Below are 22,159 nucleotides of genomic sequence, written 5' to 3'. Positions count from 1 at the left end.
TTCCCCACGGGCCGGCCGTTCCCACTTCTGCGAAGGGATCCACCATGGCCACCACGCGCACCGCGCACACCGACTGGGAAGGCAACCTGCTGAAGGGTGCCGGCACGGTCACCCTCGACTCCTCGGGCCGGGGTTCGTTCGAGGTCTCCTGGCCCTCGCGCGCCGAGGCCGCCAACGGCAAGACCAGCCCGGAGGAGCTGATCGCCGCCGCGCACTCCAGCTGCTACTCGATGGCCCTCTCGCACGGCCTGGACGGCGCCGGCACCCCGCCCACCCGGGTGGAGACCAAGGCGGACGTGACGTTCCAGCCGGGTGAGGGCATCACCGGGATCCACCTGACCGTCCGCGCCGAGGTCCCCGGCCTGGACGCGGAGGCCTTCGCCGCGGCGGCCGAGGACGCGAAGAAGAACTGCCCGGTCAGCCAGGCCCTGACGGGCACGACGATCACCCTGAGCGCGGAACTGATCTGACCCCGTGGCTCCGGCCCCGCCGACCGGGCCCCGCGTTCGGGGTCCGGGGCGGGGCCCGGGCCGCCCGGCGCATCCGGGGGCGCCCGCCCGACGGTGCGGGAACCGGCCGGTGGGGTGAGGGCGCAGCGGTGTCGTACGCGTTGGAGGGCCCGGCGTGGGGGTGCGTGGTACCACGGGCCCCCACCCCCGAACCGCCGGAGCCGCCGATGTCCGTCACCCGCCGCAGCCTGCTCACCGCCGGGACCGGGATCGCCTTCAGCGGAGCCCTCGGCGCGCTCTTCGCCGGGAGCTCCCGCGCCACCTCCCCGCCCCGCCACGGGTACGGCCCCCTGCTGCCCGACCCACAGGGGCTGCTCGACCTCCCGGCCGGGTTCCGCTACCGGGTGCTGTCCCGCGCCGGCGACCCGCTGCGCTCCGGCGGGGGGACCGTGCCGGCCAACTGCGACGGCATGGCCGCCTTCGACGCCGGCTCCGGCCACGTCCGCCTCGTACGCAACCACGAGAACCGCACCACCGCCGCCCTCCGCGTCCCCGCCGTCGACGGCCTCACCTACGACCCGCACGCGCTGGGCGGCTGCACCCTCCTCGACCTCGACCCGGGCGGCGGCGTCACCGCCGAGCGCGTGGCCCTCGCCGGCACCGCCGTCAACTGCGCGGGCGGCCGCACCCCCTGGAACACCTGGCTCAGCTGCGAGGAGACCGAGGACCGGGCGGGCACCTCCGGGTACACCGAGGACCACGGCTTCGTCTTCGAGGTCGACCCCGGCGACCCACGGCGCTCCGGCGCCGTCCCGCTGACCGCGATGGGGCGCTTCGCGCACGAGGCCGTCGCCGTGGACCCGTACCGCGGGACCGTCTACGAGACCGAGGACGCGTTCATCGAGCCCTTCGGGCTCTTCTACCGCTTCCTGCCCGCGCGGCCCCTCGGCGGCCCCGGCTCGCTGCGCGCCGGCGGCGTGCTCCAGGCCCTGCGCGTCCCCGGCGTGGCGGACCTGTCCGTGGTGGACGAGCCCGGCGCCGAGTTCCCGGTCGAGTGGGTCCCCGTCCCGGATCCCGCGGCGGCCGGCACCCCGATCCGCTTCCAGGACTTCGGGCCGGGCGGGATCACCCACGCGCAGAAGCTGGAGGGCTGCTACTGGGGCGACGACGGCGTCCACTTCGTCTCCAGTTACGCCCGCACCGCCGAGGGCGCGGGCGCCGACCACCACGGCCAGGTGTGGTTCCACGACCCGCGGCGCTCCACGATCCGCCTCGACGTGCTCTTCGGCCCGGCGACGGACATCCGGTTGCCGGGGGACTCCCCGGACAACATCTGCCTCGCCCCGGACGGCGGTCTGATGGTGTGCGAGGACGGCGGCGGGGCGCAGTACGTCTTCGGCGTCACCCGGGACGGCGAGGTCTACCCGGTCGCCCGCAACGCCGACGACATCGGCCGGCCCGGGGCCCCGGAGTGGGGGGAGTTCGCCGGGGTCACCTTCTCTCCGGACGGGCGGACGATGTACGTGAACGCCTATGCACCGGGCACCACCTTCGCCGTGACGGGCCCCTGGCACTGACCCTGCCGCCGTCGCCGCGCGGGACGGCCGGGACGGCGCGCCGCGTCCGCTCCCGCCCGCCCCGCCGGTGACCGCCTCGGTCCCGGCGCCTCCGGTGCCGCCGGGGACCTGCCCCGTGTGCTGCTCGTCCTGCGGGGCACGGACACCGGCCGCGGGCGCGACCTCGACCCCTCGCACTACGGGACGTCCTCGTCGCCCGGGTCCACGAGCTGGTGTCGCGCAGTCGGCTGAACCGGCGCCGCGCGCAGGCCTGCCGGTTCGGGCAGTCCCTCGCCGATGACGGCCTGACGGTCGTGAAGGTCTTCCTCCGCATCAGGCCCGAGGAGCAGCGCGAGCGGCTGCCGGAGGGGCTCGACGGTTCCGGCGGGCACGGGATGTCCGGCCCGGCCGGCGTCGACGGGCGCGCCCCGTGGGCGGAGTACCGGCACGCGTACGAGCCGGCGCCGGAGCGCTGCTCCGGCGACGCCGCCGCCCTGAGGCGTGCCGCGCGCGGCTGCGCGAAAGCTGACGGAATTTTCGGGCGGGCGGGCGATTCCCGGGGTGGCCCCGCGCCGCTGCGATCCGATTGGCAGATGGTCATATATTTTGCATCCGTGACCCTTTCTGTGCGCAATGTGGCGGTCGCGGCCGCCCTCAGTGCCGCTCTCTGCACCGCCCTCGCGGGATGCGGAGGCGGCAGCGGCACCTCCGGCTCCGGCGGCCAGGCCCGTATGGGCACCCCGGGGGCCTCCGCACCGGCCTCCTCCTCCGCCTCCCCCACCGCGCCGCAGGCGGCCGGCTCCGCCCCGGCCGCGGCCCCGCCGCCCGGCAAGGCCCCGACCCTGGCACCCGGGCCGAACGGCCTGACGCCGGTGTTCGAGCGGACGAAGCAGCAGACCGACAAGGTCGTCGCCCTGACCTTCGACGCCGACATGACCTCCGACCAGGGGCCGCGCGCCGCGAGCGGGGAGCACTTCGACAACCCGCAGCTGATCGCAACCCTGCGGGGGCTCAAGGTGCCCTCGACGATCTTCATGACGGGCCGCTGGGCCGAGGAGTACCCGGACCAGGCCAAGTCCATCGGCACCGACCCGAACTTCGAGATCGCGAACCACTCGTACAGCCACCACGCCTTCAAGTCGCCCTGCTACGGGCTCCCGACGCTCGACGCCGCCGCCGCGCGGGCCGACGTGGACCGGGCCTTCGCCGCCTTCCGTACGGCCGGCGCCGTCAACACCGTCCCGTACTTCCGCTTCCCCGGCGGCTGCTACGACGACCAGGCGCTGCGGGCGGTCTCCACGGCCAAGGTCACCCCCGTCCAGTGGGACGTGGTCAGCGGGGACGCCTTCGCCAAGGACCCGGACGCGGTGGCCGAGCAGGTCCTCACCGGTGTGAAGCCCGGCTCGGTGGTGGTCATGCACTGCACCCGCAGCGCCGCCCCGGTCACCGAGGAGGCGGTCCGGAAGATCGTCCCGGAGCTGCGCAAGCGCGGCTACCGCTTCGTGAAGGTCTCCGAGCTCATCGGTCGGTAGACCCGCAACGGAGCCGGGCCTCAGCCGGAGCAGGCGGAGCGCTGCGCCTCCTGCCATTCGCAGACCGGGCAGAGCACCACGCCCGGGGTGGCGACCCCGTACTCGGTGGGCCTGCCGCACTCCAGGCAGTCGGCGTACGGCGGCCCGGCCACCCGGGCGGCCGGGGCCGCCGGGGCCGCGCAGTACGACCCGGTCCCGGCCGCACGATCGGCTTCACGGTCCGGTGCGCGGTCCGGCGCGTCGTCCGGTTCGCGGTCCGGCGCGTCGTCCGGTTCGCGGTCCGGCGCGTCGTCCGGTGCACGGTCCCTTTCGTCCATGTCCATGAGCGTACTCAGCCGCGGCGCGCGCTGACGAGACAGGCCACCGCTCCCGCCGCGCAGGCCAGCACCAGCGCGCCCGCGAACGACCCCAGCGGCAGCGTCACGACGTGCGCCCGGGACCCCTCCACCAGCGCGGTCACCGCACTGCGCGCCGGCGAGCCGGCGATGCCCCAGGCCAGCAGCGAGCCGAGGCCGCACGCCAGGACCGCCACCCCGGTCGGCCGCACCAGCGGGCGGCTGCACACCGCCCCCACGGCCGCGCCGGTCAGCGCGCACGCGAGGACCGCCAGCACCCCGGCCAGGGCGGCGTCCTGCGGTTCCACGTGCTCCGACCTCCCGGAGTCGGCGATCAGCAGCACCGCCGCCGTGCCCACGGCCGCGGCGAGCAGCGCCCCGCCCAGCGCGGTGAGCAGGGCCGCCGCGTGCACCCGTACGGGGCCGGCCGCGGCGGCGGCGCAGTCGCGGGCGGCGTCGGGCTCGCCGGTCACGCAGACCCGGACCAGCCAGGCCGTGACCGGCACCAGTCCGGCGGCCGTGAAGCCCAGCGAGTCCAGCAGCGGGTCGCCCGGCCGGACCCCGGCCGCCAGGAAGGCCGCGTACAGGAGCAGCGGGGCGATCCATCGCTGCGAGCGCAGCAGCAGGGCGCTCTGGTAACGCAGCAGGCCGGTCACGGCAGTTCCTCCACGGCTCGGATGTGCCAGGGCGCCGGCGCGGTGAGCAGGGCGCGCAGCACCGCGTCGGAGCGGGCGGCGGACACCGTCAGCAGCAGGCCACCGCTGGGCGTGGGCACGGCGGCCAGCCCCGGCGGCGGCTCGGCGCCCGGCGGGCCGGCGGCCTCGATCCGTACGCGGGGCCCGGCGTCGGCGGGCCCCGCGGGAGCCCGTACGGGGACCAGCGCGGCCCCCTCGACCCGGTGGTGCGCGTCGGCGACGCCGGCGAGCCGCGCCGGGTCGTGGTCGACGAAGACCACGGTGCCTCCGGCGGCGGTCCGTTCGGCGACGGCCCGGTCCAGCTCGGCGCGGGCCGCGGTGTCGAGCCCGGTCCACGCCTCGTCGAGGACGAGCAGCCCGGGCTCGGCGAGCAGCGCCTGGGAGACGGCCACCTTCTGGCTGGAACCCTTGGAGAGTTCAGCCAGCGGGGTGCGCGCGTACGCGGCGGCGCCGAACCGCTCCAGCCATTCGGCCGCCCGGTCCGCGGCCTGCGCGCGCCGGAGTCCGTGCACCCGGCCCATGTGCGTCAGATAGGCGGTCACGGTGAGCGGCAGCGCCGCCGGGAAGCGCTCGGGCACGTAGGCCGTGCGGCGCGGCCGGGCGGTGATCCGCCCCTCGGACGGGGTGTCGATCCCGGCGATGATCCGCAGCAGCGTGGACTTGCCGCCGCCGTTGCGGCCCTCGATGCGGACGAGGGCGCCCGGCGGCAGGTCCAGGGCGACCCCGCGCAGCACCCAGGGCCGCCGCACGCCGTAACGGCGGCCCACGCCGGTCAGCTTCAGTGGGCCACCGCCGTCTCGGTCACCTCGCTGGGGCGCACGATGACGAAGCCCTCGCCGCGCAGCATCAGCTGGACGGCCTCGCCGGAGCCGCCGCGGAGCATCGAGCCGACCGACTGGGAGCGGTGCAGGCCCGTCTCCAGCTGGGCGCTCCAGCCGACCACCGCGTCGGTGTCCACGTACACGGGGTTCTGCGCGGTGACCGGGATGATGATCGGGTGGCCGTCGCAGATCACGGCGAGCTTGCCGGTGCCGGTGAAGAGGCTGTTGAAGAGGCCGCCGCCGGCCATGCCGGCGCCCTTCACCATCTTGATCTCGTAGGAGAGCGTGGGGTCGAAGCAGAGCACGTTGCGGCCGTTGACGGTCAGGGCGTCGCCGGGCTCGAAGTCGATGACGAAGCAGTTGGCGGCCTGGTGCGCGAACCAGGCCTCGCCCTGCCCGCGTACGGACATCAGCGCGAGGCCCTCGCCGGTGACGGCGCGCTTGAGCATGCCGCCTATGCCCTGTCCCTTGCGCTCGAACTGGAGGTTCCCGCGGAAGGCGACCATCGAGCCCTGCCGGGCGAGCATCTCACCGTTGACGGTGTACTTCACGGACTTGGCGTTCTGAAGGGTCATGCCGGGTGCGGCAGCGGGCTGGGCCAGGTTCTCGGACGAGAAAAGGTCGCTCTTCATGGGCTCGATCCTCACCCGCTCCGGGACCCTGCGGCATCATCCTGAAGTCGGAGCCTGGCATCCTTGGCGGGATGAGCAGCCAGCACCAGAACCACACTTCAGAGGTACCGGCGGTCGGGGCGGACAGCCCCTTCCGGCGGGAGCACGCCGCCCGCGACGAGGCACCGCAGTTCGTCCTGCCCCTGGTGGTGCGGATCGAGAAGGCCGAACCGCCCGCCCGGACGGATGCGCTGGAGACGGCGGCCCGGGCCGTGCTGGTGCTGCTGACGGACGAACGCGCGCACGGCGGGGGCGAATGGGCCGAGGCGGTCCGCGACTGGCAGGACGCGCGGATCCGGAAGGTGGTGCGGCGGGCGCGCGGCGCCGAGTGGCGCAAGGCCGGCACCCTGCCCGGCATCACGGTGCACGGTGACGTGTCGGAGGTACGGGTCTTCCCGCCGGTGCCGTTGGACGGCTGGCCCAAGGAGCTCGCGAAGCTCCAGGTCTCGGGGACCGACCTGGACGAACCCGGACCGGTCGCTCCGGCCGCGCCGGGGATTCCGGTGCTGTGGCTCAACCCCGACCTGGAGATGTCCGCCGGCAAGACGATGGCCCAGGCCGGGCACGCGGCGCAGCTGGCGTGGTGGGAGCTGACCGGCCCCGAGCGCAGGGCGTGGCAGGACTCCGGTTTCCGGCTGGCCGTCCGGACGGCCGCGCGCGAGCGGTGGGCCGAGCTGAGCGGGAGCGGGCTGCCGGTGGTGCGGGACGCCGGTTTCACGGAGATCGCCCCCGGTTCCGCGACGGTGGTCGCGGACCACCCGGCGCTGCGGGCGCGGCTCTGACGGATCCGGCTCCGGCTCCGGCTCCGGCTCCGGCTCCGGCTGGGCGCACCTCTGCGGCATCCGGGAACCTCAAATGTTGCTCTGAACGTCCCCTCCCGCGGTTGGCCCGAGTGCGTCTGGGCGATGACACCGGCACACGACCGATGAGAGGGGGGCGAGGGGACATGAAGAGCATGGCGCACCTGGGGGTGGGCATCGGATGGCGGCCGGAGATCGCGGATGCGGTCGAGCGGCTGCCGGGCCTGGACTGGGTCGAGGTGGTGGCCGAGAACATCTGTCCCGGCCACCTGCCCGCGTCCCTGCTGCGGCTGCGCGAGCGCGGGGTACGGGTCGTACCGCACGGGGTCTCGCTGGGCCTCGGCGGAGCGGAACGGCCCGACGCCGCGAAGCTGGCCGCGCTCGGGGAGCGGGCGGTGGCGCTGGGGGCGCCGCTCGTCACCGAGCACATCGCCTTCGTACGGACGGGCTCCCCGGTGCTGGAGGCGGGGCACCTGCTGCCGGTGCAGCGGACCCGGGACGCGCTGGACGTGCTGTGCGAGAACGTCCGGATCGCGCAGGACGCCCTGCCGGTACCGCTCGCGCTGGAGAACATCGCCGCGCTGATCTCGTGGCCCGGTGAGGAACTGACGGAGGGGCGGTTCCTGACGGAGCTGGTGGAGCGGACGGGGGTCCGGCTGCTGATCGACGTCGCCAACCTGCACACGAACCGGGTGAACCGGGGCGAGGACCCGTTCGCCGTCCTGGACGCGATCCCGCTGGAGGCGCTCGCGTACGTGCACGTCGCCGGGGGCGTGGAGCGGGGCGGGGTGTGGCACGACACCCACGCACACCCGGTGCCGCCGGTGGTGCTGGACATCCTGGCGGAGCTGCGCGGCCGCGTGGAGCCGGCCGGGGTGCTGCTGGAGCGGGACGACGACTTCCCGGCGGAGGCGGAACTGGCGGCGGAACTGGCCGCAATCCGCGCGGTGGTCACCGCCGCGGGACCGTCCCCCGCCCGGCCGGCGCCGCACGCACCGGACACGTCGGACGCACGGGACGCGTGGCACGCACCGGACGCTTCGGCGGCACCCGGGACGCCCGGAGCATCCGGGAAGCCCGGAGCGCCGGGAGCATCCGGAGGGTGCGGGGCGCCGCAGGGCTGTGCCGCGCCCGGTGCTCCGGCGGGCCTGGAGCGGGCCCGGGTCCGGGTCGGTCTGGAACAGGCGGCCCTGCTGTCCGCCCTGGTGGCCGGTACGCCCGTGCCCGAGGGGTTCGACCGGCAACGCGTCCGCGTGCAGGCGCGGGCGCTGGCCGCCAAGCGGGCCGGGGTCGTCGCGAAGCTCGCGCCCGAGCTGCCCGGGATCCTGGGCGGCGAGGACCCGTACCGCGAGGCCTTCCTCGACTACGCCCGCAACCGGCCCATGACCGCCGGGTACCGGCGCGACGCCCTCGACTTCGCCGAGCACCTGCTGATCCGGGACCTGCCCGCCGACCCCGCCGCCCGGCGCCGGCTCACCGCGTGGTGGCAGGACCGGGCCGGGGCGCGGCCGCCGCGCCGGATCGTGCGCTGGGCCCGGACCCTCGTGGGGCGTGCCGCATGAACGTCCTCGCCGTCGCGATCTGGATCGCCGTCTGCGCGTCCACCCTGCTGCTGGGCCTCGGCGTGCGGCGGTCCCGGCCGCGCCCGGCCGGCCCGGCGCCGCGCCTGCACGACCTGTCCGAGGCCGCCTTCATGGCCGGCGGCCCCGGGGCCGTCGTGGACACCGCGCTCGTCTCGATGCTCGGGGACGGGCGGCTCGTGGCCGGCGGCCCCGGGATCGTCCAGGTACGCCCCGGGGCACGGGCCGGTGACATCGCCGAGCGGGCCGTCCTCGAAGCGCACCGGCAGGCGCCGTCCGGCTGGCTCTACCAGGTGCGGTACGCCGCCATGACCGACCCGGCCGTCCAGGAGACCGGCGACGCCCTCGCCGCCCGCGGTCTGCTCTCCCCGCCCGGCTCCGGGCGGAAGTGGCGGCGCCGGGCGCTGATCCAGACCGTGGTGTGCGCGGCGTGGGTGGTGTTCTCGCTGCCGCTCACGTTCGTGGCACTGGCGCTCGACCCCGGCCCGCAGGTGCCGTTCATCCTCAAGGTCCTTCCCGCACTGGCCGGCGGGATCGTGATGGGCTGCGTTCTCGCCCGGCGGGCCGGGAAGCGGCTCACCCCGGCGGGACGGGCGGCGCTGCGCGAGCTCCGCGCGCAGTACCTGAACGACCGGAGCCCGTACGTGCAGACCGCCCTGTACGGGCTGCGGGGGCTGCGGGATCCCTACCTGCGGGGGCAGTTGGTACCGGCCGCCCGCGGTACCAGGCTCGCGGCCGCCCAGGCCCGCCCGGCGCGGCGGGGTGGCTCCCCGGCCTCGTCATCGTCCTCGTCGTCCTCGTCGTCCTCGTCGGCCTCGTCCTCTTCGCCGGTCGACTCCTGCGGGTCTTCCGCCGTGGTCCTGCCCGTCGTATGGTGCGCGGGCAGTGACGGCGGGGGTGGCTCCGGGGCGGGCTGCGGCGGCGGTTCCGGCTGCGGCAGTTCCGGCGGCTCCGGCTGCTCGTCCGGTTCCAGCTGCTCGTCCGGGTCCAGTTGCTCCAGCGGCTCCAGTTGCTCCAGCAGTTCCAGTTGTTCCAGCAGTTCCAGTTGCAGCAGTTCGTCCGGTTCGAGCTGCGGCAGCAGTTCCTGACCGGGCACTTCTACAACGCGTGGGAGTCAGTCATGTTCTGGGTCCTGCTCCTTCTGACGGCCTGGGCAGGGGTGCTGGCGTCGTGCACCCTCCTGCTGAGAGCCGCCGCCATGGCCTCGGTGCCCGCGCCCGCACCCGACGGGGGTGCGGGCGCGCAGCCGCGTCCTGAAGAACTGAACCCGTACGAGACCGCCTATCTCGCCGGCGGCCCCCGGAGGGTGGCCGAGCTGACGCTCGTGTCGATGCAGCGCCAGCGGCGGCTGCTGCTGGCGCACACCGGCTGGGCGACCGTCGTCGACCCGGTGGGCCGCGATCCGCACGAGCGGTCCGTGCTCGGCGCGTTCGGGCCGGACGGGCAGTCGCCGGTGCCCGTCATACGGAATGCAGCGGCCGGTGACGAGGCCGTACGGGCCCTTGCGCAGCGGCTCGGCGCGGCGGGCCTCGCGCTGCCGGCCGCCGCCCGAGGCGGGGTGGCCGGCGGGGTCCGGGCGGTGCGGCGGGCCACCCTGCTGGTGGCCGTGACGGCGGCGGCCGCGCTGTGCGTTCCGGCGGACGGGACCACCGCCACGACGATCCTGTGCTGGTTCGCGCTGCCGCTGCTGCTGACCCTGGGGTGCCTGGCCATCGCCCGGTTCGAGACGTACCCGTACTCCGCGTGGGCCTCCCCGGCCGGGCAGCGGCTGCTCGTCGCGCTGGACCGGGAGCGCGGCGACGGGGACGGCCTCACGGCGGTGGCGCTGCGCGGGGTGCGCGTACTGGGGGATCCCGCCCTCCGGGCGGCCCTGGCCTAGGCAACGGGGGGATTGCGGCCGACACCCGGCGGTGGTCCTGTACAAGGGTCACGGCCGGCGCATCTCATCGGCTCATCCGATGAGATGAAGGCGGCCCATGATGCGGACTACGCTCACCCGCTGCGGAGTCGCCGCGGCGGTCCTCTCCCTCACCCTGTGCACCCCGAACCCGTCACCCCGCGCAACCCCCACGACCCCCACAGCCCCCGGGACCACCGCAACCCTCGGGACCCCCAGGCCCGCCGCAGCCCGCACAATCCCCAAGACCGCCGGGACTCCCGGGACCACCGGGACCACCGGGACCACCGCAGCCCGCGCAACCCCCGGCACCGCCGCAGCCCCCGGGACTCCCGGGGCCCCCGCAACCCCCGGGACCGCCGGGGCCCCCGGGGTCGCGCTGCCCGTCGGCGGCATCGGCTCGGCCGCCGCAAGGGCCGCCGCCGATGCGGGAGCCGAACTGGTGGCCCGCCGCGCCGCCGGAGCGGCAGCAGCGCGCCACGCCATAGAGCCGAGCCGACCCACCGGCGGCGACGCCGGCGCCGCACGCCGGGCGGCCCGGGCACTCCCCGTCCCGGCGGGAGGCCACCGGGCACCGGGCGCAGGCGCCGTCGGGACATTTGCCGTCCCCGCCGGAGGCCCCCCGGCACCGGGCGCAGGCACCGCCCGGACACCCGCCGCCCCTGCCGCAGGCCACCGGGCAGCTGCCGGTGGCCTGGACGCCGCCTCTCCCGGAACCGCCGGAGGCGACCGGCTCGAGTTCGGGGCCTGTCCCGCAGTCGAGGCGCTCCCCTCCACCGTGCGGTGCGCGACCCTCAGGGTCCCGCTCGACTACGCGCGCCCGGACGGGCCGCAGATCTCCCTCACCGTCAGCCGGGTCGCCGCCACCGGCCGCGGCGGCGCCGCGCGGCAGGGGGCGCTCGTCTACAACCCCGGCGGCCCCGGTGCCTCCGGGATGTTCTTCCCGCTCGTCGCCGGCCTCCCCGAGTGGGAGCGCATCGGCGCCGCCTACGACCTCGTCGGCTACGCCCCGCGCGGGGTCGGCCGCTCCGCACCGCTGTCCTGCGAGGACCCCGCCCGGACCCACGGCCCCACCCAGGTCCCGGTGGAGCCCTCCGCCGCGTACAAGCGGCAGCGCGTCGCCGCCGCCCGGGCCTACGCCCAGGGCTGCGCGCAGCGGGCCGGCGCGGCCCTGCCGTACTACTCGACCCTCGACAACGTGCGCGACCTGCACGTGCTGCGCGCCGCGCTCGGCGAGGAGAGGCTGACCTTCGTGGGCGCCTCGTACGGCACCTACCTGGGGGCCGTCTACGCCACGCTGCACCCCGGCCACGTCCGCCGGATGGTCCTCGACTCCGCGGTCGACCCCGACCCGCGCCGCATCTGGTACCTCGACAACCTCGCCCAGGCACCGGGATTCGAGCGCCGCTGGTACGACTTCCGCGCCTGGGCCGCCCGCCACCACGCCACGTACCGGCTCGGCGCCACCCCCGTGGCGGTGCAGGCGAGTTACGAGCGTGTGCGGGACGCGGTGGCGCGCACTGCGGCGGGCGGGGCCGTGGGGACCGGCGAGCTCCAGGCCGCGTTCCTCCAGGCCGCGTACTACGACGACGTCTGGGCGGAGCGGGCCGCCGCGCTCGGCGCCTACCTGGCCGGCGATCCGGGCCCGCTCGTCCGGCAGGCCCGCCCCGACCCGGAGTCGGCGGTCGAGCGCGAGAACGCGCGGGCGGTGTACACGGCGGTGCTGTGCAACGACGCCGCCTGGCCCGCGGATTGGGAGGTCTGGAACCGCGACAACACCGAACTGGCGCGCCGGGCGCCCTTCGAGGCCTGGGCCAACGCCTTCCTGAACCTGCCGTGTGCGTACTGGCCGGTCCGCGGGCGGCAGCAGCCGGTGGCGGTCGGGGAGCAGTCGGCGCGGATCCCGCGCACGCTGATCGTCGCGGCGGAGCGGGACGGGGCGACCCCGTACCCGGGTGCGCTGGAGCTCCAGCGGCGGCTCGGCGCCGGGGCGGCGCTGGTCACGGAGGTGGGGGCCGGCGCCCACGGAGTGGTCGGCGGACGCAATGACTGCGTCGACCGTCACGTGGAGCGGTATCTGCTGACGGGTGACACCTCAGGGCGGCATGTCACGTGTGCGCCGCATCCGGAGCCCGCACCGGTGTCGCTGGACGACCGGGCGGCGAGGGCCCCCGGGAAGGTACCCAGGGCTCTGCTGCCGCCTGTCGTCTGAACTTCCGGGCGGGATCTCCGGCTGCGTCGTTTCGGGGGCTGGGCCTCCCGATCCACCGGAAGCCGCTCCCCAGTCACGAGAGCGGTCCTCCGGCTCCTTCCCCCCAGGGGAGGTATCAGGCGAGCCCGGCCACCAGATCGGCGACGGACTTGCGGCGTCCGGTGTAGAAGGGGACCTCTTCACGGACATGCATACGGGCCTCGGAGGCACGCAGGTGACGCATCAGGTCGACGATGCGGTACAGCTCGTCGGCCTCGAAGGCCAGCATCCACTCGTAGTCGCCCAGCGAGAAGGACGCGACGGTGTTGGCCCGGACGTCCGGGTAGCCGCGGGCCATCTTGCCGTGGTCCGCGAGCATGCGGCGGCGGTCCTCGTCGGGCAGCAGGTACCAGTCGTACGAGCGCACGAAGGGGTAGACGCTGACGTAGTCGCGCGCGACCTCGTCGGCCAGGAAGGCCGGGATGTGCGACTTGTTGAACTCGGCCGGACGGTGCAGGGCCATGTTCGACCACACCGGCTCCAGCGCGCGGCCGAGCCTGGTGCGGCGGAACAGGTTGTACGCGGTCTGCAGCTCGTCCGAGGTCTCGGCGTGCCACCAGATCATGATGTCCGCGTCGGCGCGCAGGCCGGAGACGTCATAGGTGCCGCGGACGGTGATGTCCTTGGCGGCCAGCTGGTCGAACAGCTCCTGGACCTCGTCGGCGTAGCCGCTGCGGTCCTCGGGCAGGACGTCCTTCAGCTTGAAGACGGACCACAGGGTGTAGCGGATGACCTCGTTGAGGTCCTTCGCCTTCTTCCCCGCGTTGGGAATCTTCTCTGGTGCAGTCATGTGTCCATTGTCCCGTGTGCTGATCAGTGGTCGGTGCCAGGGGTGCCCAACGTGGCCGTCACCACGTCGGCGGCCTTCCCGGCGCTCGCGATGCACGCCGGGATGCCCACGCCGTCGTACAGCGCGCCGCACACGGCGAGGCCGGGCAGGGCCGCGACGGCGTCGCGGATGCGGGCCACGCGGGCGAGGTGGCCGACCGGGTACTGGGGCAGGCCGCCGTCCCAGCGGGTGACGGTGGAGGCGACCGGCCGGGCCGCGAGGCCCACGGCCTCCCCGAGGTCGCGCAGCGAGACGTCGACCAGCTCGGAGTCCTCGCGCCCCAGGTCGCCCTCGTCGCCGTACCGGCCGACCGAGGTGCGCAGCAGGAACAGCTCCGGGTCGGCGCCGGCCCAGGCCCACTTGTTGCTGGAGAAGGTGGAGGCCTTGATGGTTCGCCCGTCGACGGGCGGGACGAGGAAGCCGCTGGCGCCGCCGTCGGTGATCGCGGCGGGCAGTCCGGAGCGCCGGAAGGCCATCGTCACCAGGGCCATCGAGGCGTACTCGACGGTCCGCAGCTCGGTGGCCGCGACCGGGGCGAGCCCGTCCAGCAGCCGGGCGGCGGGCCCGGCCGGGACGGCCAGGACCACGGCGTCCGCGTCGATCACCTCGGTGTCGGTGACGACCCTCCAGCCTCCGGCGGTCCGCCGGACCTCGCGCACTTCGGTACCGGTTTCGATCCGCGCCCCGGCGGCCCGGCAGGCGTCGGCGACGGCGAGCGGCAGACGCCCGATGCCGCCGGAGATCCCCGCGAAGAAGGCCCCGGAGGCGGCCGCGCCGGTGACGGTGGTGCGTTCGGCGGCGGCGCGGGCCGCGGCACCGTCCTGGAGGGCGCGGACGCTCTCGGTCAGCGTGGGGTGGGCGCGGACGGCGTCGAAGAGGGCGGGGACGGCGGCACGCATGGAGATGCGGTACGCGTCGCCGGCGTAGACCCCGCCGAGGAGGGGCTCCACCAGGCGGTCGACGACCTCGTGGCCGAAACGGGCGGCGACGTACTCGCCGACGGCGACGTCCTCGCCGATCTCGGTGGGCGCCAGCGTGCGTTCGGCCTCGATCCGGGCCAGGCCCTCGGCGGACAGCACCCCGGAGGCGGCGAGCGGGGCCACGTCGCCGGGCACGCCCATGACGTGGCCGCGCGGCATGGGGCGCAGCGCGCCGCGGGTCCACAGCTGCGCGGTGGCGGTGGCGGGCGGCTGGAGGGCCTCGCCGAGGCCCACGGCCCGGGCCAGTTCCAGGGCTTCGGGGCGGCGGGCGAGCATGGATTCGGCGCCGAGGTCGACGGGGGCGCCGGCGAGCTCGCCCGCGAGCAGCTTGCCGCCCAGGCGCGGCCCGGCCTCCAGGAGCGTGACGCGCAGGCCGTCGGCGAGCAGCCGGCGGGCCGCGGCGAGGCCCGCGATGCCGCCGCCGATGACGACGGCGCAGCGGCCGGCTGCCGGGCCCGGCCGGCCGCCCGTACCGCCGCCGGCGCCCGTACCGGTCGCGCCGTCCGTACGCATGTCCGCTTCGTGCATGGACACATCGTCTCAGACCGCTCACCTGCCGATCACCGAGGCCGGACCGTGACCGCATCGGGATCGGCTCGGGACCGCGGGGGCGAAACCGGCGGCGCGACCCTGGACGTCACACCGGCGACATCAGCCGAACCCCGGGGGGTACCACCGATGCGCACCACCAGCAGAGCCACCGCCGTGCGACACCGCGGGGCGGCCGCCGTGGCCGCCCTGTCCCTGGCCGGGGCGCTCGCGCTCACCGGGTGCGGGGCCGACGGGAACACCGCCGGCCCGTCCTCCGCCGACAAGGCCGCGGTCGGCGCCCCGGAGGGCGCCGCCCGGGGCAAGCCGGGAGCCGGGGCGGCGGCTCCCCCGGCGGCCGCCGGGACCGACGCGGCCAAGAACGGACAGCAGCCTGCTGCGGTGCGCCCGCACGTCATCCGTACGGCCACGCTCGCCCTGGAGACGCCCGACGTGCAGAGGGCACTGGCCGCGGCCCGTACCGCGGCCGAGGGCGCGGGCGGGTACGTGGGCAACGAGTCCACCCGGCGCGAGGACGGCCGGATGACCTCGACGCTGACCCTGCGCGTGCCGGGCGACCGCTTCGACGCGGTGCTCGGCGCCATGGAGGGCAACGGGAAGCTGCGCAGCCGCAAGGTCGAGGCGCAGGACGTGACCGAGAAGGTCGCGGACGTCGACAGCCGGGTGAAATCGCAGCAGGCGAGCGTGGCCCGGGTGCGGGACATGATGGACAGGGCCACGGCGCTCGCCGACGTGGTGATGCTGGAGAGCGAGCTGAGCAAGCGCCAGTCGGACCTGGAGTCGCTGCTGGCGCAGCAGACGGCGCTGAAGGACCAGACCTCGATGGGCACGATCACGATGGAGGTCTCGGAGCCGGCGCCCGAGCCCGTGGAGAAGAAGGAGGACGGGGCGCCGTCGTTCACGGCCGCCCTGGGCGGCGGCTGGAAGGTCTTCACGACGATCGTGCGGTACCTGACCCTGGTCATCGCCGCCCTGCTGCCGTTCGCGGTGACGGCCGCGCTGGTCCTGCTGTGCCTGCGGCTGTACCGGCGGCTGCGCCCGGCGAAGGCGACGGCGGGCCTGTCCCCGAACGAGGCCCCGTCGCCCAAGGAGGGCCCTGCGCCGAAGCAGGTCCCGGCGCCGAAGCAGGTCCCGGCCGCACCCGCGGTGCCGGCCGCACGGCCCGTCGGCCCGACGGAAACGGGTCACCTTCCGGACTGAACACGCATTCGCCCGTAGCGTGTTCCCCACCAGACGGCGGTGCACAGGACGGGGCGGACGATGGCGGTGGAACGACTGGTGGTGGTCGGAGGTGACGCGGCGGGGATGTCCGCCGCGTCACAGGCCCGGCGGCTCAAGGGCCCGGCGGAGCTGGAGATCGTGGCGTTCGAGCGGGGGCACTTCACCTCGTACTCCGCGTGCGGGATCCCGTACTGGATCGGTGGCCGGGTCGCCGGCCGGGACGAGCTGATCGCCCGTACCCCCGAGGAGCACCGCGCCCGGGACATCGACCTGCGGATGCGCACGGAGGTGGTGGAACTCGATCTCGCCGGGGGCCGGGTCCGCGCCCGTGATCTGGATTCCGGGGCCGAGTCCTGGACGGGCTACGACAAGCTCGTCGTCGCCACGGGCGCCCGCCCGGTCCGCCCCCGGCTGCCCGGGATCGGTGCGCACGGGGTGCACGGGGTGCAGACCCTGGACGACGGCCAGCGCCTCATGGACAGCCTGGAGCGGACGGAGGGCACCGAGGGCCGCAGGGCGGTCGTCGTCGGCGCGGGCTACATCGGCGTGGAGATGGCGGAGGCGCTGGTCGCGCGCGGGTACGAGGTCACCGTGCTGCACCGCGGACCGCAGCCGATGGCCACGCTCGACCCGGACATGGGCGCCCTCGTGCACACCGCCATGAACCGGATGGGGATCCGCACGGTCTCCGGCGCGGAGGTCACGAAGATCCTCACGGACGATCGGGGCGCGGTCCGCTCGGTGGCCACGGCGTCGGGGGACGAGTACCCGGCGGACGTGGTCGTCCTCGGCATCGGCGTGGAGCCGCGCACGGCGCTGGCCCGCGATGCGGGGCTGCCGCTCGGCGAGTCCGGCGGCATCCTCACGGACCTGTCCATGCGGGTCCGGGGGCATGAGAACGTCTGGTCGGGCGGCGACTGCGTGGAGGTGCTGGACCTGGTGGCGGGCCGGATGCGGCACATCCCGCTCGGCACGCACGCCAACAAGCACGGCCAGGTGATCGGTTCGGGCGTGGGCGGCGGCTACGCGACCTTCCCCGGGGTGGTGGGGACGGCGGTCAGCAAGGTCTGTGACCTGGAGATCGCGCGTACGGGCCTGCGCGAGAAGGACGCGCTGGCGGCCGGCCTGCGCTTCGTGACGGCGACGATCAGGTCGACGACGACGGCGGGCTACTACCCCACGGCCGCGGACATGACGGTCAAGATGCTCGCGGAACGCCGTACGGGCCGGCTGCTGGGCGTCCAGATCGTCGGCGGAGCGGGTTCCGCGAAACGGGTGGACATCGCGGCGGTCGCCCTGACGGCGGGGATGACGGTGGACCAGGTCGTCTCCCTGGACCTGGGGTACGCCCCGCCGTTCTCCCCGGTCTGGGACCCGGTCCTGGTGGCGGCCCGCAAGGCGGTCTCGGCGCTGCGCAGCACCGCCGCCTGACGGGACCGCCACGGTCACGCACCGGCGGCCCCGGCTGGTACGTGCGCCGCACGAGGCACCGGGTCCGGTCGACGTGTTCTCCGTCGGACATGCGCAACGCCGGTCCGCGCGCTGTCGTGCAGGGCCCGGACCGGCGTTCCGATCGAGTCGAAGTCCGAGTCGAAGTCCGGGTCGAAGACCGTCCGGATCAGCGGGCGGTCTTGGTGTGGACGTAGTCCACCAGGCGGGTCAGGGCGTCCGGGTCCGTCGTCGGGAGGACGCCGTGACCCAGGTTGAAGACGTGGCCCTCCAGGCCGGCCGCCGCCGCCAGGACCTCGTCCGCCTTCGTGCGCACGGCCTCCTCGGTGGAGAAGAGCACGGCCGGGTCCAGGTTCCCCTGGAGCGCCTTGCCGGGGCCGACCCGCTTGACGGCCTCGTCCAGCGAGACCCGGTAGTCGACGCCCATGACGTCCGCGCCGGCCTCGCCCATCAGGCCGAGCAGCTCACCGGTGCCGACGCCGAAGTGGATCCGCGGGACCCCGTACGAGGCGACCGACTCGAAGACCTTCGCCGAGGCGGGCATGACCGAGCGCCGGTAGTCCGCCGGGGGGAGCGCGCCCACCCAGGAGTCGAAGAGCTGGACCGCGGAGGCGCCGGCCTCGATCTGGACCTTCAGGAAGGCGGAGGTGATCTCCGCGAGGCGGTCCAGCAGGTCGGCCCAGAGCTGCGGGTCGCCGTACATCAGGGCCTTGGTGTGCTCGTGGTTCTTCGACGGGCCGCCCTCGACCAGGTAGCTCGCGAGGGTGAAAGGCGCGCCGGCGAAACCGATCAACGGCGTGGCGCCCAGTTCACCCGTGAGCATGCCGATCGCCTCGGTGACGTACGAGACGTCCTCGGGAGTGAGGTCGCGCAGCTGTGCGAGGTCCTCGCGGCGACGGATCGGCTGGGCTACGACCGGGCCGATGCCGGGCTTGATGTCCAGGTCGACGCCGATGGCCTTCAGCGGGACGACGATGTCGGAGAAGAAGATCGCCGCGTCCACGTTGTGGCGGCGGACGGGCTGGAGCGTGATCTCCGTGACCAGGTCGGGCCGCATGCACGACTCCAGCATCTGGGTCCCCTCGCGCACCTTGCGGTACTCGGGGAGCGAGCGCCCGGCCTGCCGCATGAACCACACCGGGGTGTGCGGCACCGGCTCCCGCCGGCACGCCTTCAGGAAGGCGGAATCGTACGTCTGACTCGGCTGGCCCGTGGGGCGGTCATTGGCGCTCACGCCGCAAATCTTCGCACGTATGAAGAAGTGCGCGGCCCGGCGCGGGTGTCCCTGCGGCGCACGGACCCTCGTTCCGCCTAGTCTTCCCCGCATGGCTGCGGCTCAGGGACGATTTTCAGATGGCGCCGAGGGTACGGACAGCGCGAAGGAGAGCTCCGTCCCGCTCCCGTTCCGGCGGGCGGTCGACGGCTTGAGGAAGGCGCGGCTGCGTCCGGGGATCGAGATCGACCCCGCCAGACCGCCACAGCGCCTGGCCCCGCACGCGTACGCCCTTGAGGCCGCGGTCGTGGACGGAGAGGACGATCTGGCCGACGGCCGGCTCATCCTGCTGCACGACCCGGCCGGGCACGACGCCTGGCACGGGACGTTCCGCCTGGTGACGCTCGTACGGGCCGAGCTGGAGCCCGAGATGGCCGCCGATCCCCTCCTGCCCGAGGTGTGCTGGTCGTGGCTGACGGGGGCGCTGGAGGCGCGCGGACTGGGGTACGGGGAGGCGAGCGGGACCGTGACCATGGCGAGCTCGCACTATTTCGGCGGACTCGCGGAGCGGCGGCCGGCCACGCAGATCGAGATCAGGGCCTCGTGGACGCCTCGGGAGGGCGTGGGCGGGGTGCCGGACACCTCGGCGCACCTGTCGGCGTGGTGCGAGCTGCTGTGCCAGATCGCGGGGCTGCCGCCGGTGGGGCCGACGGATTCGGGGACCGGCGTGGTCTCCCTGCCACAGCGGCGCGGTCCGCACCACCCGTAGCCGCCCCGCGAGGCGTCCGCCGTCGCGTCCGAATGCACCGGGCCCCGTAGAACGGTCGATCGAGGGCCGGCGGCGGAGTGTCGGAACCGGGCGCCCGTTGTGGGCTTCTGATCACCCGATGATCGATCGTGCGTCCGAATTGCCCGAATTGTTACTCACCAAATCGTGATCATTCCCTAAAGCCGGGCGAGTGACGTGCCGAAGGAGTGGGTGACCATCCGCACGGTTCGCACCGGCTTCCTTCCCCGAGCCGGCCCGTCCCGCCACTCCCCCAGGAGGCCTAGGTGTCCGTTCTTCTCGAGCAGCCCGCAAGCCTGGTCGCCTACCGCCCGAACAAGCCGACGGCCATGGTCGTCGTGGCCGACCCGCGCGTGCGTTCCACCGTGACCCGTCATCTGTGGGCCCTCGGAGTACGTGACGTGATCGAGGCGTCGTCCATCGCGGAGGCCCGCCCCCGCGTCGGCAGCCCGCGCGACATCTGCGTGGCCGACGTACACCTGCCCGACGGCTCCGGTCTCACCCTGCTCTCCGAGACGCGGGCCGCCGGCTGGCCGAACGGCCTGGCCCTGTCCGCCGCCGACGACATCGGCGCCGTGCGCAACGCCCTCGCGGGCGGCGTGAAGGGCTACGTCGTCACCGGCACGCGGACCAACATCGGGCTCCCCACCCGGCCCGGCGCCGCCCCCATCGGTGCCGCCGCCGCCCGTATGCACCGCCGCCCCCCGGGTGCCCCGAGCCACCCGGGCGGCTACCGCGAGCTCTCCGGCCGCGAGGTCGAGGTCCTGCGCCTCGTCGCGGAGGGCCAGTCCAACAAGGCCATCGGCGTCTCGATGGGCCTGTCCGCCCTGACCGTCAAGTCCCACCTCGCCCGGATCGCCCGCAAGCTGGGCACCGGCGACCGGGCCGGGATGGTCGCCGTCGCACTGCGCACCGGAATCATCCACTGACACCACCCGGCGGCTCCCCGGCAGACTCCCCCGGCTACCACCGGGAGGGGCCCCCACCCCCGGCCACCGCCGGGAGGGACCCCAGGGGAAAGCCGGTGATGCGGCCCTCCTGCGCCTCGCGCCCGTCGACGGAACGTTCCGGCGACGGGCGCGGCACATCCACGGATACCCTTGAGCGGTGACCGACGCCCAAGAGACCGCAGCAGACCTGCGCACCACCACCGGGGGCGGCCCCCCGGACGACGTCGAAAAGGCGCCGATTCCGTTGCTCGAACCCCGTGAGGGGATCCCTCCGGTGGTCGCCGACGAGGACGCACTCGCCCGGGTGGTCGCGGCCTTCGCCGCGGGCACCGGGCCCGTGGCCGTCGACGCCGAGCGCGCCTCCGGATACCGCTACGGCCAGCGCGCCTATCTGGTGCAGCTGCGCCGCGAGGGCGCAGGATCCGCGCTGATCGACCCGGTCGGCTGCCCCGACCTGTCCGCACTGGGCGAGGCCCTGTCCTCCGCCGAGTGGATCCTGCACGCCGCCACCCAGGACCTGCCGTGCCTGCGCGAAATAGGCATGGTGCCCACCTCCCTGTTCGACACCGAGCTGGCCGGCCGCCTCGCCGGCTTCCCGCGGGTCGGACTCGGCGCGATGGTCGAGAGCGTGCTCGGCTACGCGCTGGAGAAGGGTCACTCCGCAGTCGACTGGTCCACCCGGCCCCTGCCCGAGCCGTGGCTGCGCTATGCCGCGCTCGACGTGGAGCTGCTGGTGGACCTGCGGGACGCGCTGGAGAAGGAACTGGACCGGCAGGGCAAGCTGGAATGGGCCCGGCAGGAGTTCGACGCCATCGCCGCCGCCCCGCCCGCGCCGCCGCGCAAGGACCCCTGGCGCCGTACGTCCGGCATGCACAAGGTGCGCCGGCGCCGGCAGATGGCCGTCGTACGGGAGCTGTGGGAGTCCCGCGACCGGATCGCCCAGCGGCGTGACGTGTCGCCCGGCAAGGTGCTCGGGGACGCCGCGATCGTCGAGGCGGCGCTCGCGCTCCCGGCGAACGTGCACGCGCTCCAGGCGCTGCCCGGGTACGGGCAGCGGATGGGACGGCGCCAGCTGGAGCAGTGGATGGCCGCCGTGGACCGGGCGAAGGCGCTGCCCGAGAGCGCACTGCCGCAGCCGGGGGCGACCGCGGCCGGTCCGCCGCCGCCGCGCTCCTGGGCGGACAAGGACCCGGTGGCCGCGGCGCGGCTGGCGGCGGCGCGGACCGCCGTCTCGGCCCTCGCGGAGGGGCTGAACCTGCCCCAGGAGAACCTGATCACCCCGGACACGGTCCGCCGGCTGTGCTGGGAGCCGCCGCAGCGGCTCGAACCCGACACGGTGGCGCAGGCCCTCGCGGGTTACGGCGCCCGCCCGTGGCAGATCGAGCAGGTGACGCCGGTGCTGGTGACGGCCCTGGCCGCGACCGCCTGACGAACCCCGTCCCGAAGAGCCCCCGGCCACAGGCCGGGGGCTCTTCCCGTCCCGGCCCGCCCCCGGCCCGCGCGGTGGGCCCCCGGGCGGAGTGTGACGTTCGCCGCTCCTCCCGGAGGGGGTGTCCACTCCGGTTACCGGCAAGTAGCATGGCCGGGTGAGCGG

20 protein-coding genes and 1 pseudogene are annotated in these 22,159 nt (G+C 75.0%); 14 read left to right on the top strand and 7 right to left on the bottom strand.

Annotated features, from left to right (window positions below):
• Positions 1-44: 44 nt before the first annotated feature.
• From ACIPK4_RS30305 to ACIPK4_RS30290, 4 genes and pseudogenes are all read left to right on the top strand, one after another.
• Entirely contained in the window at positions 45-470 is a 426-nt protein-coding gene (locus ACIPK4_RS30305; protein ID WP_402318422.1) for an OsmC family peroxiredoxin, read from the top strand.
• Between the two features lie 206 nt (positions 471-676).
• Complete coding sequence (locus ACIPK4_RS30300) at positions 677-2,026, top strand: alkaline phosphatase PhoX (RefSeq protein WP_402318419.1); 1,350 nt, start codon at positions 677-679, stop codon at positions 2,024-2,026.
• 194 nt (positions 2,027-2,220) lie between these two features.
• Positions 2,221-2,481 (top strand): annotated as a pseudogene (locus ACIPK4_RS30295) (polyphosphate kinase 2 family protein); the annotation flags it as partial.
• A 117-nt stretch (positions 2,482-2,598) separates the two neighbouring features.
• The gene (locus ACIPK4_RS30290) at positions 2,599-3,537 is read left to right on the top strand and encodes a polysaccharide deacetylase family protein (RefSeq protein ID WP_402318566.1); all 939 of its coding nucleotides are present in this window, start codon (positions 2,599-2,601) and stop codon (positions 3,535-3,537) included.
• 20 nt (positions 3,538-3,557) lie between these two features.
• On the opposite strand, the gene ACIPK4_RS30285 is transcribed toward ACIPK4_RS30290, so the two are convergent.
• The 4 genes from ACIPK4_RS30285 to ACIPK4_RS30270 are packed head-to-tail and all read right to left on the bottom strand — an operon-like array spanning position 3,558 to position 6,020.
• The gene (locus ACIPK4_RS30285) at positions 3,558-3,854 is read right to left on the bottom strand and encodes a hypothetical protein (RefSeq protein ID WP_402318416.1); all 297 of its coding nucleotides are present in this window, start codon (positions 3,852-3,854) and stop codon (positions 3,558-3,560) included.
• Between the two features lie 14 nt (positions 3,855-3,868).
• Positions 3,869-4,528, bottom strand: coding sequence for an ABC transporter (locus tag ACIPK4_RS30280; RefSeq protein WP_402318413.1), 660 nt, complete (start codon positions 4,526-4,528; stop codon positions 3,869-3,871).
• Positions 4,525-5,349 (bottom strand): ATP-binding cassette domain-containing protein, encoded by an 825-nt coding sequence (locus ACIPK4_RS30275; protein ID WP_402318565.1) that lies wholly within the window; start codon positions 5,347-5,349, stop codon positions 4,525-4,527. Before ACIPK4_RS30275 ends, ACIPK4_RS30280 begins: the two co-directional genes overlap by 4 nt.
• Complete coding sequence (locus tag ACIPK4_RS30270) at positions 5,346-6,020, bottom strand: AIM24 family protein (protein ID WP_054220857.1); 675 nt, start codon at positions 6,018-6,020, stop codon at positions 5,346-5,348. Before ACIPK4_RS30270 ends, ACIPK4_RS30275 begins: the two co-directional genes overlap by 4 nt.
• Positions 6,021-6,091: 71 nt before the next feature.
• Between ACIPK4_RS30270 and ACIPK4_RS30265 the strand changes: the two genes are divergently transcribed.
• The 5 genes from ACIPK4_RS30265 (at position 6,092) to ACIPK4_RS30245 (ending at position 12,548) form a co-directional block, all read left to right on the top strand.
• Positions 6,092-6,841: an aminoacyl-tRNA hydrolase gene (locus tag ACIPK4_RS30265; protein ID WP_402318410.1), complete on the top strand. Its 750-nt coding sequence runs from the start codon at positions 6,092-6,094 to the stop codon at positions 6,839-6,841.
• A 164-nt stretch (positions 6,842-7,005) separates the two neighbouring features.
• Positions 7,006-8,421, top strand: coding sequence for a DUF692 family multinuclear iron-containing protein (locus ACIPK4_RS30260; protein ID WP_402318407.1), 1,416 nt, complete (start codon positions 7,006-7,008; stop codon positions 8,419-8,421).
• Positions 8,418-9,527: a TIGR04222 domain-containing membrane protein gene (locus ACIPK4_RS30255; protein ID WP_402318404.1), complete on the top strand. Its 1,110-nt coding sequence runs from the start codon at positions 8,418-8,420 to the stop codon at positions 9,525-9,527. The genes ACIPK4_RS30260 and ACIPK4_RS30255 overlap by 4 nt, the downstream gene beginning before the upstream one ends.
• Positions 9,528-9,559: 32 nt before the next feature.
• On the top strand, positions 9,560-10,318 hold the full coding sequence (locus tag ACIPK4_RS30250; RefSeq protein ID WP_402318562.1) for a TIGR04222 domain-containing membrane protein: 759 nt from the start codon (positions 9,560-9,562) through the stop codon (positions 10,316-10,318).
• 796 nt (positions 10,319-11,114) lie between these two features.
• Positions 11,115-12,548: an alpha/beta fold hydrolase gene (locus tag ACIPK4_RS30245; protein ID WP_402318401.1), complete on the top strand. Its 1,434-nt coding sequence runs from the start codon at positions 11,115-11,117 to the stop codon at positions 12,546-12,548.
• Between the two features lie 115 nt (positions 12,549-12,663).
• Here ACIPK4_RS30245 and hemQ read toward each other — a convergent pair whose 3' ends face one another.
• Together hemQ and hemG are read right to left on the bottom strand one after the other, a co-directional pair.
• On the bottom strand, positions 12,664-13,377 hold the full coding sequence (hemQ, locus tag ACIPK4_RS30240) for a hydrogen peroxide-dependent heme synthase (RefSeq protein ID WP_054225798.1): 714 nt from the start codon (positions 13,375-13,377) through the stop codon (positions 12,664-12,666).
• A 23-nt stretch (positions 13,378-13,400) separates the two neighbouring features.
• Positions 13,401-14,924: a protoporphyrinogen oxidase gene (gene hemG / locus ACIPK4_RS30235; RefSeq protein WP_402318397.1), complete on the bottom strand. Its 1,524-nt coding sequence runs from the start codon at positions 14,922-14,924 to the stop codon at positions 13,401-13,403.
• Positions 14,925-15,074: 150 nt separating this feature from the next.
• On the opposite strand from hemG, the gene ACIPK4_RS30230 reads away from it, so the two are divergent.
• Positions 15,075-16,145 (top strand): DUF4349 domain-containing protein, encoded by a 1,071-nt coding sequence (locus ACIPK4_RS30230; RefSeq protein ID WP_402318394.1) that lies wholly within the window; start codon positions 15,075-15,077, stop codon positions 16,143-16,145.
• A gap of 60 nt (positions 16,146-16,205) precedes the next feature.
• Positions 16,206-17,597: an FAD-dependent oxidoreductase gene (locus ACIPK4_RS30225; RefSeq protein ID WP_402318392.1), complete on the top strand. Its 1,392-nt coding sequence runs from the start codon at positions 16,206-16,208 to the stop codon at positions 17,595-17,597.
• Between the two features lie 187 nt (positions 17,598-17,784).
• Here the strand turns inward: ACIPK4_RS30225 and hemE are convergent, their stop codons facing one another.
• Positions 17,785-18,849 carry a uroporphyrinogen decarboxylase gene (gene hemE, locus ACIPK4_RS30220; protein WP_402318389.1) on the bottom strand — a complete coding sequence of 355 codons (1,065 nt, stop codon included), beginning with the start codon at positions 18,847-18,849 and terminating at the stop codon, positions 17,785-17,787.
• Between the two features lie 91 nt (positions 18,850-18,940).
• Between hemE and ACIPK4_RS30215 the strand changes: the two genes are divergently transcribed.
• The 3 genes from ACIPK4_RS30215 to ACIPK4_RS30205 all read left to right on the top strand — a co-directional run bounded on the left by ACIPK4_RS30215 (position 18,941) and on the right by ACIPK4_RS30205 (position 21,994).
• The gene (locus ACIPK4_RS30215) at positions 18,941-19,597 is read left to right on the top strand and encodes a DUF3000 domain-containing protein (protein ID WP_402318386.1); all 657 of its coding nucleotides are present in this window, start codon (positions 18,941-18,943) and stop codon (positions 19,595-19,597) included.
• 284 nt (positions 19,598-19,881) lie between these two features.
• Positions 19,882-20,544 carry a response regulator transcription factor gene (locus ACIPK4_RS30210; protein ID WP_007267191.1) on the top strand — a complete coding sequence of 221 codons (663 nt, stop codon included), beginning with the start codon at positions 19,882-19,884 and terminating at the stop codon, positions 20,542-20,544.
• Positions 20,545-20,722: 178 nt separating this feature from the next.
• On the top strand, positions 20,723-21,994 hold the full coding sequence (locus ACIPK4_RS30205; RefSeq protein WP_402318382.1) for an HRDC domain-containing protein: 1,272 nt from the start codon (positions 20,723-20,725) through the stop codon (positions 21,992-21,994).
• Positions 21,995-22,159 lie beyond the last annotated feature (165 nt).

This window comes from Streptomyces sp. NPDC086989, assembly GCF_044745505.1.
In the GTDB taxonomy this organism is placed as follows: Bacteria; Actinomycetota; Actinomycetes; order Streptomycetales; family Streptomycetaceae; genus Streptomyces.
The sequence above is the reverse complement of the archived record's forward strand: the minus strand, read 5'-3'. Positions and strand labels throughout refer to the sequence as shown.

What these genes read in the sequence shown, in the direction of transcription:
- ACIPK4_RS30270 (WP_054220857.1), bottom strand. Translation starts at nt 6,020, where the DNA reads ATGAAGAGCGACCTTTTCTCGTCCGAGAACCTGGCCCAGCCCGCTGCC.
- ACIPK4_RS30290 (WP_402318566.1), top strand. Translation starts at nt 2,599, where the DNA reads ATGGTCATATATTTTGCATCCGTGACCCTTTCTGTGCGCAATGTGGCG.
- ACIPK4_RS30300 (WP_402318419.1), top strand. Translation starts at nt 677, where the DNA reads ATGTCCGTCACCCGCCGCAGCCTGCTCACCGCCGGGACCGGGATCGCC.
- ACIPK4_RS30230 (WP_402318394.1), top strand. Translation starts at nt 15,075, where the DNA reads ATGCGCACCACCAGCAGAGCCACCGCCGTGCGACACCGCGGGGCGGCC.
- ACIPK4_RS30305 (WP_402318422.1), top strand. Translation starts at nt 45, where the DNA reads ATGGCCACCACGCGCACCGCGCACACCGACTGGGAAGGCAACCTGCTG.
- ACIPK4_RS30225 (WP_402318392.1), top strand. Translation starts at nt 16,206, where the DNA reads ATGGCGGTGGAACGACTGGTGGTGGTCGGAGGTGACGCGGCGGGGATG.
- hemQ (WP_054225798.1), bottom strand. Translation starts at nt 13,377, where the DNA reads ATGACTGCACCAGAGAAGATTCCCAACGCGGGGAAGAAGGCGAAGGAC.
- ACIPK4_RS30265 (WP_402318410.1), top strand. Translation starts at nt 6,092, where the DNA reads ATGAGCAGCCAGCACCAGAACCACACTTCAGAGGTACCGGCGGTCGGG.
- hemG (WP_402318397.1), bottom strand. Translation starts at nt 14,924, where the DNA reads ATGCACGAAGCGGACATGCGTACGGACGGCGCGACCGGTACGGGCGCC.
- ACIPK4_RS30260 (WP_402318407.1), top strand. Translation starts at nt 7,006, where the DNA reads ATGAAGAGCATGGCGCACCTGGGGGTGGGCATCGGATGGCGGCCGGAG.
- ACIPK4_RS30215 (WP_402318386.1), top strand. Translation starts at nt 18,941, where the DNA reads ATGGCTGCGGCTCAGGGACGATTTTCAGATGGCGCCGAGGGTACGGAC.
- ACIPK4_RS30250 (WP_402318562.1), top strand. Translation starts at nt 9,560, where the DNA reads ATGTTCTGGGTCCTGCTCCTTCTGACGGCCTGGGCAGGGGTGCTGGCG.
- ACIPK4_RS30285 (WP_402318416.1), bottom strand. Translation starts at nt 3,854, where the DNA reads ATGGACGAAAGGGACCGTGCACCGGACGACGCGCCGGACCGCGAACCG.
- ACIPK4_RS30255 (WP_402318404.1), top strand. Translation starts at nt 8,418, where the DNA reads ATGAACGTCCTCGCCGTCGCGATCTGGATCGCCGTCTGCGCGTCCACC.